The following is a 15,682-nucleotide window of genomic DNA, read 5'->3' on the forward strand; positions in this document are numbered from 1 at the left end:
TTCCGTTGAAGGGGTAAGACACGTTTATCTGCCTGATTTCCTGCTTATGAAGAGGTATTAGTTTACCCTGCCGACTTGACAACTTTCTATAAAGAAGTAGATAATACTTCCTATTAGACAGAAAAAATGATACTGGCGGGCCTGATACGCAAGGGGTTTTAATATGAAGAAAGGTTTGTTCCTGGCTGGGAAGAACATGAAAACCGCCTGCAAATTTCTTTTATCGATACTGCTCCTGCTCTGCCTTGCCGGATGCGAAAACCCTTTTACGCAGAAACCATTTGTCCCGGAATCCTCAAGCCAAGGGTATGTTGCGGTACATTTTGAAACCCCCCAGGAAGTTTATGGAGAAAACACCGGCGAAGGCGGGGAACGCACCCTTTACCCCGAATTGCCCGCATTTACCAAATACGAGCTGAGCTTCAGCAACGGCCCGGAAGCCCGGCCCCCGTTTACCGTACAGCCTGGCAGCAATACTGTTATTGAACTTGCAGTGGGCAGCTGGACGATCACCGCTATTGCCTATAGCGGTTCCGAGGGCTCCTACACCGAGGCCGCCCGGGGAAGCGCATCGCCTGTAACTATAAGTGCCGGGAATACCTCCGTTGCAGATATTAGCCTTACCCCCTCCGCCGGAGGCATAGGCTTTTTTAATTATACCGTTAATCTGCCTTCAGGCGCAGCGGGAAACATTGTTATTACCAATCCGGAAGGGGGAATGGTAAACGGAGGAAACATAACCCTGAATAACTCCGCTGTCAACGGAACTTTAAATTTACTTTCGGGCCAGTATATCATGAGCCTGATCCTGACATTAAACGGGAAACGCAGCGGCAGGACCGAGATTCTCCATGTGTACCCTAATCTGACCAGCCGGGCGGCGTATACTTTTTCTGAATTCGACTTCAGGGCGGTAATGGGTTTAACTCATAACGCCTGGGCCTCCAGGACTCTGGCAAACCCCGGTGATACCCAGTGGTATACATTCAACGCCGAAGCAGGCAAAACCTACCAGATACAGTGGAATGACGCGTATGAAGGGGACGCCTCCAAAAGCCTGGATATAAAAGTTTCTGCCGTAAGGGGCAATGGCGCCGCCATTTTTGCAAACCGCGACAGCGGGTGGAATTCGCCGAAAACAATTTCCGGCTTTTCGGGCTCGGTATATATAGCGGTCCAGGGGAAAAGTAACAGTTCAACCGGAACATACGCCTTAAAGTACTATGATACGGTCACGGTGGTTCCCCAGGGGATCATGGCTATCAGTTCGGTGAATACGTCCCTCATACCGGCGGCCATTATTTCGTGGAATTCGGTAGAAGAAATAAGCGCGTACCGCCTTTACCGCGCGCTCCTGGGTGGCGGTCCCTATACCCAAATCGCCGACCAACGTTCCACGGTTTTTACCGACGAAGATGTCGTGGGGAATATTACCTATTATTACAAGGCTGCCGCGTACAACGCCAACGGAGAGGGAGACGCGTCCCCGGCGGCGTCCGGCACCATACCCGCTTCGCATCCAGCGGCTATAACAGCCCTTGCAAACAATGCCTGGACCGGGGGAACCATAGGCGCGGCAGGCGCTGTCGGCTGGTATAAGTTTACCGCAGAAAGCGCCAGGACTTATTATATCCAGTGGAACGACGCCGTTCAGGGTGATGCCTCCAAAAGCCTGGACATAAAAGTTAGCGCCTATTCCGCTGCCGGGGATGTGCTCTTTGAAAACGAAGACAGCGCCTGGACAGTTCCGAAGATCATTTCCGGCCTGAGAGGGACAGTTTTCCTTAAAGCCGCAGCCCGGAACAACAGTAGTACAGGCACCTACAGCATCAGGCAGCATGACCCCCTGTCGGTTATTCCTGAAGTTCCCGAAAATGTAAGCGCCGGTTCCGGGAACGGCCAGATCACCGTGAACTGGAATGGGGTGCTGGACGCTGTCGAATACGAAGTGTATTGCGGCGAAGGGACAGCAATACCTTCGGCGCCTTCCGCTGTTACCGGCAATACTTCCGCAGTAATAAGCGGCCTAAGCAACGGCATAAATTATTCTATTTGGGTAAAGGCAAAAAACCTGGTCGGTCTAAGCGGGGCCAGCGCCAGGGTAAGCGTAAAGCCTATTGCCGGTATGGGAGAAGTTACGGTGAGTTCCGGGAATGAACAGCTGAATTTATCCTGGGCCGCTGTTGCGGGGGCTGATGAGTATGAAGTTTATTATGGCACAGGAACAACAATACCCGGAACACCGGCTCAGACTGTCTCAACAACATCCGCGTCCATTACCGGGCTTGTGAATGGTACATCCTACAATATCTGGGTCAAGGGGAAAAATTCAACCGGCAAAGGCGGAGCCAGCGCCATGGCAAGCGGGAAGCCCTTGGGAACGCCGGGGACACTTACCGTGAATGAGGGAATCGGTGAATTAACGATAAGCTGGGCTACGGTTCCCGGCGCCGATGAATATGAAGTTTATTACGGAACCGAGACGCCAACTAACCTCTGGAATATAGTGAGCAGCACGACGACAACGATTACCGGGCTTACCAATGGTACATTGTATAATGTACGGTTACGCTCCAAGAACGCCACGGGAGTGTCTGATTGGAGTAACGTTGCAACCGGTAAACCCATTGGAACCATGGGATCGGTTACGGTAAGTTCCGAAGATGGAAAACTGAATTTATCCTGGGCTGCCATTGCAGGTGCTGATGAGTATGAAGTTTATTATGGCACAGGAACAGCAATACCCGGAACGCCGGCTCAGACTGTCTCAACAACATCCGCGTCCATTACCGGGCTTGTGAATGGTACATCCTACAATATTTGGGTCAAGGGGAAAAATTCAACCGGCAAAGGCGGAGCCAGCGCAATGGCAAGCGGGAAGCCCTTGGGAACGCCGGGGACACTTACCGTGAATGAGGGAATCGGTGAGTTAACGATAAGCTGGGCTACGGTTCCCGGTGCCGATGAATATGAAGTTTATTACGGAACCGAGACGCCAACTAACCTCTGGAATACAGTAAGCGGTACTACGGCGACGATTCCCCTTGCCAATGGTATTAGCTATACAATGCGGATACGGGCAAGAAACGCCACAGGTTCAGTTTTCAGCCCGATAGCGACAGGAACCCCGGCAATACGGCCGGGATTGTTTGACGGAACTATAGACAGGGCTTTTTATATCGGTCCCCATACGATAACATCATCCGCATCGTATCTTTCCGCAAGCGCGGTCAATGGACATGATTACCTGATAATAACCGGGGAGGATGAATCCCTGGCGCCTCTTGCTCTATCGTATCCGGGTAAAACCATCGGTATTGCACTTATGGGACTTGGAGCCGAGCGAACTATTTCCTTAAATGCAAACGGCAGTATGTTTACAGTTTCCCAGGGAGTTACCCTTGCTTTAAAAGATAATCTTATTCTTGCAGGACTAACTACAAATGATTCTCCTCTTGTACGAATTAATACTAACGGCAGCTTTACCATGGAAGGAGGAACTATCAGCGGGAACTCCTCCTCCTATAGCGGCGGCGGTGTTTATTCTAGCGGCAGCTTTACCATGAAAGGGGGAACCATCAGCGGGAACTCCTCCTCTTTTTCTTCCTCCTCCTCCTCCTACGGCGGTGGCAGCGTGTATGTTTCTTCTAACGGCAGCTTTACCATGAAAGGGGGAACCATCAGCGGGAACTCCTCCTCCCACGGCGGTGGCGTGTATGTTACTTCTAACGGCAGCTTTACCATGGAAGGGGGAACCATTAGCGGGAACTCCTCCTCCTATGAAGGCGGTGGCGTGTATGTTACTTCTGACGGCAGCTTTACCATGGGAGGAGGAACCATCAGCGGGAACTCCTCCTCTTCCTACGGCGGCGGCGGTGTGTATATTTATTCTAACGGCAGCTTTACCCTGAAAGGTGGAACCATTAGAGAAAACACTGCCTCCAGCAGGGGCGGTGGCGTGTATGTTTATTCTAGCGGCAGCTTTACCATGGAAGGAGGAACCATTAGCGGGAACTCCTCCTCCTATGAAGGCGGCGGCGTGTGTGTTAGTTCTGACGGTAGCTTTACCAAGAGCGGTACTTCGATAATCTACGGTGATACCGACACGACACATACCGCTGGAGCTAATGAAAACACTGCATTAAGTGGGCAAGGGCATGCGATATATTGGTATGCAAGTCCCTCAAAACAGCGTCAATCCACTTTGGGGGCGAATGTAGATCTAAGCACCAATACGGCTGATGCCGGGTATGCCAATTGGGATTAGGAATGGGTAGAAAATATGAAGGTTCATTGGAGGTACGCTAAATGGGCGCTGCCATATTCTCAGTATTTCAAACGCCGCCTGATTGAACAATGGGATTTTTGCTTTGCTGCTCATCATTTATTATATGGGACTTGCGGCAAAGGGCCTGTTTGAAGATTCCAGAGATATTGATCTGCCCATGCCCGATATTATACAGTATGACTTATTTTTTTGGATTTCTATGGTCTTTATGAGATTCATTCCGTTTTCGACAGTTAATTGTTCCAATTCCTCTAGGGAAAATTTATTAAAACCATATTTTGTATAGACAATTTTATCCAAATATTCTTTGGTATATATGACATTGAGGAAGACGCCATTTTGTTTCAATATCCTTTTTATTTCGGTAAAACACTTGTCCGGTTCTTTCCAGAAATAAACAGTATTTACGGTATAGACTTTATCAAATGTGTCGCTTCTAAAAGAGGTTTTAGAAATATCCTCTAAAGATAATTTTAATGAACCATTGCCGATTTTTCCAACATTTCTCTCTTTTACTTTTTCCAGCATATCTTTTGATATTTCTATCCCATAAATAATTGGATTCTTGTTTTTAAATAACTTCTCTATCAGATAACCATTCCCAAAGCCAATATCCAAAACAGTATCTTTTGACTCTATGTTTTCCAGCACAGTCTTATATTGTTTTTGATTAATGACATTCATTATTTTGGTGGATATTTTTCCGCCAATTCCGTTGGGATTTCCGAAATTTTTTCCAACATATCTTATAAACTTGTTAAACATTGCTATGCTTATTCCCCCGGATTGCCGCAGGGTTGTTGATTAAGAACCGCTCAGGTAGAGCCGCAGCTTTTCGATGAGGGCGTCGTAATCCAGGGGTTTTCCCAAATGGTCATTCATGCCGGCCTTGATGCATCTTTCTATATCTTCGCGGAATACATTTGCGGTCATTGCCACAATTGGTATTTTGGCGGCCGCGATGGGGAGCGCGCGGATACGGCGGGTAGCTTCGTATCCGTCCATTTCGGGCATTTGCACATCCATCAGTATTATATCGTATTTCTCCGGCGTTTTTTGGAACATCTCCAGGGCCTTTTCTCCATTTTCCGCAAAGTCTATGGTCAAAAGCGTCGGCTCCAAAAGGGCCTGCACGATTTCCCGGTTGATATCCACATCTTCGGCAATAAGCGCCGTATAGCCCTTAAAGGCGCCGGCAATGTCCGTCTGCGCCCCGTCCTCAGGCGCATCATTCTTGGGAGACGCATCAAGCCCACGCCTAAGCAGCAGGGTGAAATAAAATTTGGAACCATTCCCCGGCTCGGAATCCACCCCGATTTCACCGCCCATCATTTCGACAATGTTTTTTGAAATGACAAGGCCAAGGCCGGTACCGCCGTATTTGCGGGACGTGTCGCTTTCGGCTTGCTGGAAAGCATGAAAAAGGCGGGCCTTTTGTTCGGGGCTGATGCCGATCCCGTCGTCTTTCACGCTCATCTGTATACGGCAGGCGCCGTTTTCTTCCCCAAGCAAAGATGCGCTTAAGCGGATACTGCCGCCTTTCGGCGTGAATTTGACGGCGTTCCCCAAAAGGTTTGTCAGAACCTGGGAAAGACGCTGGTCGTCCCCGTGCAGACTGTGGGGTATGGCCTCGTCAATTTGAACATCCAATACCTGTTCTTTTTCGACAATCCGGAAATTGATGATATTGAGGATATTCCGGATCATTTTTTCAAAATCAAAATCCACGTTGGCCAGTTCAAGTTTGCCCGCTTCGATTTTTGACATATCGAGTATGTCGTTGACCACTCCGAGAAGATGCCGGGAAGCGCCCTCGATTTTATTGAGACAGTCGTCCTTCCGCGCCGAATCCTGGGAAGATTTCGCGATGGATGTCATGCCGATGATGGCACCTATGGGCGTCCTGATTTCATGGCTCATATTGGAAAGGAATTGGCTCTTGGCAATATTCGCCTGCTGTGTCGCTACAAATGCTTCGCTGATGGGCTCGGCGATTTTTCTGGAAAGGAACCGGGATACAAATATTGAGACAAAGATGACAAGCAATAGCAGGGCGGCCCAAATCACGGTGATAATCCGGATAGTTGAATCGACGTTGTCCGCGATGGATTTTGCCAGCCGCAAGACCTCTCCGCTGGTATTGTTCGCAAGCCCTGCAATATCCTGCACACGGAGAATATAGACAAGGGTCCAGCCTGTCAGCTCAATGGGCGCCCACATGATGTATGAATCAATTGACTCTCCATTGCGGCTTATGAGGGCGCGTGCAGCGCCGAACTTTTCCGCCCGCATCCCCGCAATAAGGCTTTCTGCGTCTTTTCCAAAAAAATCAGAAATGCCATATTCTTCCATGTCATTCAGGCCGGGGGCTGAAATGATCTTTGTATTGCTTGCCGTACTTTTCAGCAAAACCGCATAGCCGTTTTCGCCTATCACGGTAGACTGTATATTTTTATCCAAATTCTCAATTTTGATATCAAACCCGGCGGCACCCTTAAAGACGCCGTCTTCCCCATAAAAAGGGGTTGAAATGGAGATAGCAAGCCCGCGCCCTGCCGAATCCCGTTCGGTGTCGGAGATAAAAACAGGGCTCCCGTCCCGGACAGCGGTGTACCAGGGCCGTTCCCGCATGACCGGCATATATTCGATAGGTATGGCGGCCTTGTACGCGCCATCTTTGTCATATTGAATATTTTGCCCTGAGGCTGTAGTGATGAACATGGTGTAGATATCGGGATTTTCTTCCATAATGAGGGAAAACAGCCATTCAATATTGCTAAGCAGATAAGTTTCTTCCAACAAACCCGTACGCTCTAAATCGCTCCGGTCAAACCGGGGATCTTCTAGCATGGTGGAATCAAAAAACCAATGGAGCCTAAGCTGTCCCTTCGGAACATCCCTGTAATTGGGGACAGGGTTAAGCCTGAAGGTTTTCTTTTCCCGGTATATTTTCTCGATGGAGCTTTTTATCATGGCGACGCTCTTGGTTATGCCTCCCATATCGCCGTTGATACTCCGGGCATTCACCCTGACAAGGCTGGAAGTATCGACGATCCCCTGATCCAGCAGGGAAACCATGATACTATCCGCCGCTATGCGGCCTATATCAAACTTGCCGTTTGATGTAGCGGCGCGGATATTCACCAGTGCGACAACAACCAACACACCGCTGATAAGCAAGGCAGCAACACAGGGCATCAGTATAGCGTAGAGCATCCTGTTTTGTAGCGAACTATTTTTCACACCCTTATTACCTCTTCATAAAACTGCAACAGGCAGTTAAGCTTAGCACATGCGAGGCATCGCAGCTATAGTGCAAAATATCATCCTTCCAAAACACGCCGCAATTCCTTCCGGTCAATACCCCAATTTTTGCCAAATTGTGTTAGCAATTTATCCGAAAGCTCCATAAAACAGGAAAACACTGGCGCTCCCGGAGGGAAAAGCTTTTCCGCTAAATCGGGAAAACTGTTCCGGTTTACGATAATCTCCCAAAACCGGGCAAAGTTTTTTATGCGGTCAAGTTGGGAGGCGGGAAGGGCAGCGGTTTCCAAAACCTCATAGGGCGGCTCAGTACCGTAGCATATACCGTAAGCCCCTGTGCGGCGGCCAATGGGCGCGCCCGGAAGGAGCTTGAGTATGCCGAGCTGGATTTCCACACGGGAAAGAGTGTTGCTAAATGGCGAAGTTTCTTCCCAGGCTTGCCCCCCGGTCAGGGCAATCCACAGCCGGTCAAAACCTTCGCCGAATGACGCGAGGTCCTCGCCGGGGAGGCCGGCGATTAAATCGGCGTGGACAATTGCGTTAGTCTTGGTTCGCAAAAACCGCAAGACTTCCAGTTCTTTTTCCGCGTCCCAGGGCCTGCCTATGAGCTTTGAGGTTTCGGGGTTTAATGTCTGTATCCCCACTTCAAGCCTTAAAGATCCCGCAGGAAATTTGCAGAGCAAATTTTTAAGTTCATCAGGGAAGCGGGAGGGAACCATTTCAAAATGCACGCAGAGGGGGGTATCGTCCTGGGGATTTTTCAATTTGTCCAGAAAAAATTCCATAATCGCCGTAGCGCGTTTAATATCAAGGTTAAACGTGCGGTCGAGAAATTTAAAAATTTTTACACCGCCTTTTACCAGATCATCCATGGTTGAAAGAAATTCATCCAGGGGGAATTCCCTTACGCGGCGGGCTTCTTCGCTCCCTGCCGCACTCAGGCAAAATTCACAGCCAAAGGGGCAACCCCGGCTGGCCTCCACATAGACCAGTTTGCGTCGGAGATCTTCGCTGCTATACAAATGATAAGCTGTTTTAATCAGCGAAAGATCTTCGGGCAAAGAATCGATGAATTCCGGTAAATTTGCGGCTTTCCGCGATGATTTTTCCGTTTTCATCGATGAATTTGAGGGATCCATCCCCTCAAAAATACGCAGGCAGAGTGTTTTGAATGCGGTCTCCCCCTCTCCGCGAATTGCATAATCCGCATAGCGGAATATCTCCGCATCCCCGGGCAGCCATGAAACCTCGGGGCCGCCGAGAACAATCAGGGGCTTTGTGAATCCCGGTGATGCTTCCGCATTGCGGGTCTGCCAATATTCATACAAGCCTTTGAGCAATTCCAGCGTTGCTTTATGATTCCATATCGAAACGGAAATGCCCAAAATGCTTGGATTCGCTTCAAGCAGGGGATCGATTTTTTCCTTCAATGGCTGGCGCAGGGCGAATTCAATTATTCGGCAATGGGGTTCCAATTCTCCTAGATTGGCCTTGAGGAGGCGGAGGGCAAGGGAAGGGTGTATCCATTTCGCGTTGATGGTGGCGAGAAGTATATCGGGGCGATCTTGCCTAAGCATGTTTGGTTTAATCCGGAGGTTCCGGTTTAAGCAAAAAGCCCCATGGTTCCGGTCTGCCATTCTTCACGGGCTTCCATTACCAGGCGTTCTACGTCCTGCCAGGTGTCGGCCCGTGGGCCGGGAAAATCGCGGTTGGTGGAATTGCTGAACACGATGGTTCTGCAGCCCTGGCTGCGGAGGAGCCTGATGTTGGAAGGGGCGTCGTCGATGTAGACGTGGGCGCCTACGGCTACCTTGTCGGCCATGAAGCAGATGTCCCAGTAGGGGATGTCCCAGTTGTCGAGCCATTCAACAGTTTGAATGACGCTGGTCTTGTGGGAGTATTTTAAAAAAAGCCTGTGGGTGATGATCCTGATGCCTTTATTGGAAAGCTTGCGCAAAACAGCAGGGGCGTCCTTGATGGGCTTCATGTCGAGGAAGAGGTTGCGCTGTGTAACTGCAAAACGATGGAGCCTGTCGTAGCCGCCGTATTCGGCAATGCCCCATTCGTCAAGGCCGTAGGATATATCCGGGGTAAGGGCTTCGAGGGGCCTGGAAAGCCATTCCGCAGCAATGCTGCGCATGGCGCCGTAAAAATCGCCCACCACGCCGTCAAGATCAACGCCAAGTATAAAACTGCTTTCGTCCACTTTATGCCCCTAATATAAAATTCTTGAAAGAAGTATCACCATGCTCCGTCCGTTGACAGTATAGGTGTCAGGGTTATCCAGGGCCTTTTCATTCCCTGGCGTATAAATGTCATCAGGGGAAGGCTGGGCAGTATCCACGGCGCGGAACCAGCGTTTGCCCTCCAGGGGGTCGCAAATGGCAAAGTCCACAGGATTTTCGCCTGCATTGAACATGATGAAAAAGTCGTTATCGTCCCGGTCCGCAAGGATTTCCGCCCTTGAGCCGTCGAGCCTCATGGCAAGACAGGAGCCAAGGCCATCCCAGTCGGGGGGGTCCCCTTCTTCGTTAAACCAGGTGATGTCGGGGATGGCGTTGTAGTTGCCGTCCCTGCCGGTGTAAAACTCGGGACGCATAAAACCGTGATGGCGGCGGCGGAAGGCGATTATCTCTTTGATAAAGCGGTAGTAACCGGCGTTCTTTTCTTTTTGAGTCCAATCATGCCAGGAGATTTCATTGTCCTGGCAGTAGGCATTGTTGTTGCCCTGCTGGGTGCGGCCTAATTCGTCGCCCCCGAGTATCATGGGCGTGCCGAGGGCAATCATCATGCTGGCAATAAAATTTTTAGTGTACTGCTGCCTCTTTGCCTCAAGAACAGGATCATCGCTGATGCCTTCGTAACCGTAGTTATAGCTCAAGTTGTTGTCGTTGCCGTCGCGGTTGTTTTCGCCGTTGCCCTCGTTGTGCTTCTGGTTATAGGAAACAAGATCCCGCAGGGTAAAGCCGTCATGGCTGGTGATAAAGTTGACCGAGTGGAAAGGCTTGCGCCCGTCCCGCAGATACAGATCGCTGGAGCCCGAAAGACGGGTGGCAAGGTGGCGGGTATGGGCAGGATCGCCCCGCCAATAAAGGCGGAGTTCGTCCCTGAAGCGGTCGTTCCATTCTGCCCAGCGCCCGCCGGGGAACCAGCCCACCTGATAGGCGCCGCCTGCATCCCAGGCTTCGGCAATGAGCTTTGTGCTGCTCAGCACCGGATCTTCCGCAATGCGTTCCAGCACCGGAGGGTTCTCCATGAGATGGCCGTCCTGGTCGCGTCCAAGAATAGAGCCCAGGTCGAAACGGAAACCGTCAACGTGCATTTCTATTACCCAGTAGCGGAGACAGTCGAGAATAAAGCTGCGCACCACCGGGTGATTGCAATTCACCGTATTGCCGCAGCCCGAATAATTTTGGTAGAAGCGTTTGTTTTCGTTCAGTATATAATAGATGGTGTTGTCCAATCCCCTGAAGGAAAATGTCGGCCCCATCTCGCTGCCCTCGGCAGTGTGGTTAAAAACTATGTCCAGTATTACTTCTATCCCCGCTTTGTGGAGTTCCCTCACCATCTCCTTGAATTCCCTCACCTGTGCGCCCGGGGCAGCATCCGAAGCGTAAGAACCTTTGGGGGCAAAAAAGGCGACCGTGGAATAGCCCCAATAGTTGGTCGCTTTTTTCCCCGTATTCGGGTTAATATTTGAAAGCTCGTTCTCGTTGAATTCCTGAATGGGGAGAAGCTCAAGGCTTGTGATCCCCAGATCCTTAAAGAAGGGGATCTTCTCGGTTACCCCTTTGTAAGTTCCCGGATGGGCAACCCCGGAATTGGGGTTTTTGGTAAGCCCCCGGACATGGGTTTCGTAAAGCACGCTGAAGCGCAGGGGGTAGTTGAGAGGCACATCGCCCTGCCAGTCAAAGCGGTCGTCCACTACCACGCAGCGGGGCTGGTTATAGGCATCATCCTTGTATGAATAGGAAAGATCCGTGGAAGCCTCGCCGGGTATATAGCCCAGGCAGGCTTCAAAATCCCAGTGTGACAGATCCGTCAAAGCCTTGGCGTAAGGATCGATGAGTGTCTTGTTGTAATTGAAGCGCATTCCCTTTTCGGGTATGTATGGCCCGTCCGCGCGGTACAGGTAAAGAGCCCCTGCCTTGAGGGAACGGATATGGCAATGCCAGATATCCCCGGTTTTATGCCTGTTTTTATCAAGCTTAACCTCTTCGAAAGGGCTGTCCGCCCCGTCTGTCTCGAAGAGTATAAGGGTTATTGCCGTCGCATGCCGTGAAAAGAGCGCGAAATTCACCCCTTCATCGGTAAGGGCGGCCCCCAGAGGCTGGGCCCGCCCAATATCAACAGCAAAATTTCCAAAAGCCATGGATGATTATATCATTTTTTGGAAAGGATAACCATAAGTACGTGTTTACCCTGTTGCTGTTGCCGGACAAGGCGGCGACGAAATTTCTTGACATGTATATCAATAAGATATATGTATCACTTGGAGAAAAAATATGGCAACAACTGAAAAACGATCGCAAAGCACAACCACGATTCGGTTTTAATGATGATTATACCCGCCAGGTCATTGATTAAAAGTCAAGGCAATTGACGGCCAGTACCCTCGAAATAATTAATAAATTCGGCGTATACATCCTGGGCTGAACGGCAGGTATCCAGGAGGTAACCGGGTGTATGTTCAAACTCTTTGAGGCCGCGGTAATAAAAAAGTTTGTGTTCTTCGTCGATGATGAAGGGGGTGATGTCATTTTTAAGACACTCTTTAAAGATGATAAGCCGCCCGACCCTGCCGTTACCATCCTGGAAAGGGTGTATTCTTTCAAACTGATGATGAAAATCTACAATGTCTTCAAAAGCGGCTGTTGGTTTTGCGTTATAGCTTATGAGCAGTTTTGCTATTGTCTCTTGAACTTTTGCAGGAGCCGTTGTTTTGGTATCGCCTACGACATTTGGTTTTATTTTATAGTCGCCAACCTTGAACCATTCTTTTCTGCTGTCGGAAGTTCCGGTTTTTAGAATCCGGTGGAACTCCTTGATAATTTCCTCTGACAATGGTTTGTCTGACACGGTAAGGAGGTAATCGAATGCTGCAAAATGATTTACGGTTTCGACAATATCATCTACATTGGCGGTCTCGCCATCGGGAATATCTATGGTGTTAGTTTCAAAAATATACCGGGTTTGGTCTTCGGTTAAGCGGCTGCCCTCGATACGGTTTGAGTTATAGCAGAGTTTTATCTGGGTGACGTGATATAAACCGCCCTTGAGACGCATTTTTTTTCTTCCCGAAACAGGGAAAGGAGATTTATCATAAAAGAGAACCCCTCATATTGCCTAAAGACACCTGCTATTTGCGTGGTCGCCATAGGCAGCCCCTGCCGTAAATATAGCTCATTTCCGGCTTTTCGGAAAGACGCCAATGGGTAAAATGTGAGATTTATCACGTTTTTACCGGGGAATAATAGGCAAACAGCACTTAAACTGGCCAAAACCGCTCCATAAATTCATCCCTGCCAATCTCCCTGGCCCCCAGGGTAAGCTTGTAATCCAGGGGCATGCCAAGATCCCAAAAGGCAAAGCCATGATTCTCAAGGTACTTCGAGGTAAGTACCATTTGTACTGTCCCTGTGTTGTCTTCCTCATAATAGCCCGAGTAGCTCGTGTAGACTTTGCCTGCAATGATCCCGAATTCTCCGGCCCGGAGTTTTCCATCCCGGTAAAGGCCGAAGGAAACGGGCCGCGCGGGGAGGGATGCATCCTTTCGCATGTCCCTTATCACCTGCACAAGGGGGGCGGTGAGCCAGCCGTCGCCGTGGGTCGCAAGGCACTTGTCAATAATAAGATCGAAGTTGGTGTCGAAGCGCAGTTCATAACGGGAAAGCAGGGGGCGTATGCTTTTTTTGATGTGCAACTCGGGGAAGAAAAGACAGGAACGAATCAGGTGATGCTTGGGAAGCAGGATGAGAAAGCCGGGTTCACCGGGGGTGTCGCTTACAATATATTCGGACATCACAAGGAAACCGGACGCCATGAGATCCGCAATAAAGGGAACGTCAAAATCGCGGGCCAGGCAGAATTCTTCATTGTACCCGGTATCACGCAGAGCGCGGGCAGCGGCCTGGCAGTCATCATCGGGATCGAGAAACACATAACCTGCCTGGGTGTAGCGAAGGGGATAGGGCATTATTTCCTCTATGCAATAAGCCTAGTAATCGCCGTCAAAAAATTTGAGGGCGTAGTAGAGGCCCCAATCCTGATCATTGGCCCAGGGGTCAAGAAAATCAGCCGGGGCGCCGTTCACCTTGAGGGGATAGAGGCGGGCGCAAGAAGCGCTGCCGTCCGGGGCAAAGAGGCCCAGCACCCCGCGCAAAGAATGCTCGGCAATATCGAGGGCTTCTGTATCGCCCGAGGCTTTGTATAGCTGGGCATAGGCCATGCCCGTAAGGGCGCTCCAGTAATGGGGAAAGGTATCGCCGTAAAGCTGCCTTTTCCCGAACCAATAGCCGTCCCAATGGCGTATGGCTGTTTCATAGAGGCGGGAATCGGGCTGCCTCCCGTTAAAGAGGGCGAGTGTTTCCAGCTGCTTTTTGGCTCCTTCCAGGTACTTGGCTTCTTTGGAAATCCGGTAAGCCTGGAAGAGTATATCCGCCGCGGACGCAACTATGCTCTGCTCGTATTTGACTTCGTGGGCTGGGTAATCAAGGCCGTTCTGCAAAATCGCATCGGCGTGGGCAAGGAAATAAACCTTAAGCCTTTCGGCTTCTGCGGAAAGGCCGGCTTCTTCAAGCTTGGCAAGGCTTTCCGCCATGGGTATGCCAATGGCATAGAAATGCTGCCCTCCCCTGACGTAAAAGTCGTTCAGGGCTTTGAACATATAGCGCAGGTAGGCGCTTTCTTTCCAGAGTCCGTTGAGCTCCAAAAGAAAGCGGGCAAACCAGGGGTAATTGTAAAGGCGCTGGCAACTGTCGTCCCTGTTGATGTCATTGAACACAGTGCCGTTTTCGGAATCGAAAAGCTCGCGAAGCGCATAGGCGACGTATTTTTTAAGGCTGGCTTCAAAATCGGCGTTGGGCCTGCGCCGGAGGTAGCGGGCTATGAGAACCCCCATGGCTATGCGTTCCCTTCCGCCGTTATGATCGTTGCGGTGCCCGTAATAGGAATGGCCTTCTTCGTTATCATAAATGAGGTAGGCGCCGTCCAGGGGGCTTCCCAGCCCATAGTGCTGCTGGTTTTTTACTATATAAGCACAGCGCTTTTCGGCCAAATCCCAGAGGGGCGGCAGTTTATGGATGCGGCACCAGGCTTCAACCCCGCTGCCCCGGGCTGTATAGCGCTGTTCCCCGAAGCTTCGCTCGCTTTGTTCCGCTGCTTCATTTTGGGGCAGAAGCTCCAGTTTGGGCTGGTTGTCCCGTTTTTTGATGCCCAGATTGCTCTTTTCGCCTTCAAAAATCACAAAATGATCCGCCTCTATCTCAATAAAAGAAGGGTATTCCCTCAGCTTGCGGTAAAAATCATCCTTGCCTTGATGCCAAAAAAGCTCCCAGCTTAGGGTATAGGTCTCGCCGCTTTCGAGCTTTATGGGCGCAGGGTGAAGTATGAAATCCCCCCTGTCGTTGCTGGAGAGGGAAAGATCCCGCTCTACGCTGTAAGCCCCAAGGCTGCCTTTGGTAAGGATGAGCCCAAGGTGGGGGCCCTGGCCGTTCATGCGCAGGCACATCGCATAGCTTGAAGTGCCGCCGCACCAGATATGGGCATGGCAGCGGTTTTTCAGGCAGATGGAGGCTTCATCGTAGCTGTCATTGAAAGGGGCATAGATCCCAATATCGCCCAGCACGGTAAAAACGGGGAATTTGGCAGTATTGGCAAAAGTATAGCTTTCCTTTACGGCGCCGGCCGGGGTGATTTCCCTGGACTGGGCGGAACTGATGCCTTCGGGGCTTATGATGGTACCCCAGGGCTTTGAGCCTTCGATCCAGTTCATGGCATAAGAATCGCCAGGATGGCGCAGGGCTGTGAGAAAACTGCCCTGGGTTTCAAGCGTAAAAGTATCAGTCCTGTTCTCCATATAGCCTATTTTAGCACAGCTTGCCCTATTGCGCCACACTATTTCCTGTATGC

The 15,682-nt window shown here is 50.4% G+C and carries 9 protein-coding genes; 1 reads left to right on the plus strand and 8 read right to left on the minus strand.

The features are described from left to right. The first annotated feature begins 163 nt into the window (after positions 1–163). Positions 164–4,267: a fibronectin type III domain-containing protein gene (locus TREAZ_RS00880; protein ID WP_015709896.1), complete on the plus strand. Its 4,104-nt coding sequence runs from the start codon at positions 164–166 to the stop codon at positions 4,265–4,267. A 120-nt stretch (positions 4,268–4,387) separates the two neighbouring features. On the opposite strand, the gene TREAZ_RS00885 is transcribed toward TREAZ_RS00880, so the two are convergent. From TREAZ_RS00885 to TREAZ_RS00925, 8 genes are all read right to left on the minus strand, one after another. Beyond that, the gene (locus TREAZ_RS00885; RefSeq protein ID WP_015709897.1) at positions 4,388–5,053 is read right to left on the minus strand and encodes a class I SAM-dependent methyltransferase; all 666 of its coding nucleotides are present in this window, start codon (positions 5,051–5,053) and stop codon (positions 4,388–4,390) included. A 39-nt stretch (positions 5,054–5,092) separates the two neighbouring features. After that, positions 5,093–7,504, minus strand: a complete 2,412-nt coding sequence (locus TREAZ_RS00890; RefSeq protein ID WP_015709898.1) for a hybrid sensor histidine kinase/response regulator — start codon at positions 7,502–7,504, stop codon at positions 5,093–5,095. A 107-nt stretch (positions 7,505–7,611) separates the two neighbouring features. Continuing rightward, positions 7,612–9,129, minus strand: a complete 1,518-nt coding sequence (locus tag TREAZ_RS00895) for a B12-binding domain-containing radical SAM protein (RefSeq protein ID WP_015709899.1) — start codon at positions 9,127–9,129, stop codon at positions 7,612–7,614. 26 nt (positions 9,130–9,155) lie between these two features. Next, positions 9,156–9,758, minus strand: coding sequence for a 5' nucleotidase, NT5C type (locus tag TREAZ_RS00900; protein ID WP_015709900.1), 603 nt, complete (start codon positions 9,756–9,758; stop codon positions 9,156–9,158). A gap of 9 nt (positions 9,759–9,767) precedes the next feature. After that, positions 9,768–11,924, minus strand: a complete 2,157-nt coding sequence (gene glgX / locus TREAZ_RS00905) for a glycogen debranching protein GlgX (protein WP_015709901.1) — start codon at positions 11,922–11,924, stop codon at positions 9,768–9,770. A gap of 218 nt (positions 11,925–12,142) precedes the next feature. Continuing rightward, the gene (locus tag TREAZ_RS00915; protein WP_015709903.1) at positions 12,143–12,838 is read right to left on the minus strand and encodes a Fic family protein; all 696 of its coding nucleotides are present in this window, start codon (positions 12,836–12,838) and stop codon (positions 12,143–12,145) included. A 202-nt stretch (positions 12,839–13,040) separates the two neighbouring features. Continuing rightward, on the minus strand, positions 13,041–13,748 hold the full coding sequence (locus TREAZ_RS00920) for a GNAT family protein (protein WP_015709904.1): 708 nt from the start codon (positions 13,746–13,748) through the stop codon (positions 13,041–13,043). A 21-nt stretch (positions 13,749–13,769) separates the two neighbouring features. After that, complete coding sequence (locus tag TREAZ_RS00925) at positions 13,770–15,629, minus strand: hypothetical protein (RefSeq protein WP_015709905.1); 1,860 nt, start codon at positions 15,627–15,629, stop codon at positions 13,770–13,772. Positions 15,630–15,682 lie beyond the last annotated feature (53 nt).

The organism is Leadbettera azotonutricia ZAS-9 (assembly GCF_000214355.1).
In the GTDB taxonomy this organism is placed as follows: Bacteria; Spirochaetota; Spirochaetia; order Treponematales; family Breznakiellaceae; genus Leadbettera; species Leadbettera azotonutricia.

Bases quoted from the DNA above. Each gene is read 5' to 3' on its own strand.
- TREAZ_RS00890 (WP_015709898.1), bottom strand. From the start codon at position 7,504: ATGCTCTACGCTATACTGATGCCCTGTGTTGCTGCCTTGCTTATCAGC.
- TREAZ_RS00920 (WP_015709904.1), bottom strand. From the start codon at position 13,748: ATGCCCTATCCCCTTCGCTACACCCAGGCAGGTTATGTGTTTCTCGAT.
- TREAZ_RS00925 (WP_015709905.1), bottom strand. From the start codon at position 15,629: ATGGAGAACAGGACTGATACTTTTACGCTTGAAACCCAGGGCAGTTTT.
- TREAZ_RS00880 (WP_015709896.1), top strand. From the start codon at position 164: ATGAAGAAAGGTTTGTTCCTGGCTGGGAAGAACATGAAAACCGCCTGC.
- TREAZ_RS00885 (WP_015709897.1), bottom strand. From the start codon at position 5,053: ATGTTTAACAAGTTTATAAGATATGTTGGAAAAAATTTCGGAAATCCC.
- TREAZ_RS00915 (WP_015709903.1), bottom strand. From the start codon at position 12,838: ATGCGTCTCAAGGGCGGTTTATATCACGTCACCCAGATAAAACTCTGC.
- TREAZ_RS00895 (WP_015709899.1), bottom strand. From the start codon at position 9,129: ATGCTTAGGCAAGATCGCCCCGATATACTTCTCGCCACCATCAACGCG.
- glgX (WP_015709901.1), bottom strand. From the start codon at position 11,924: ATGGCTTTTGGAAATTTTGCTGTTGATATTGGGCGGGCCCAGCCTCTG.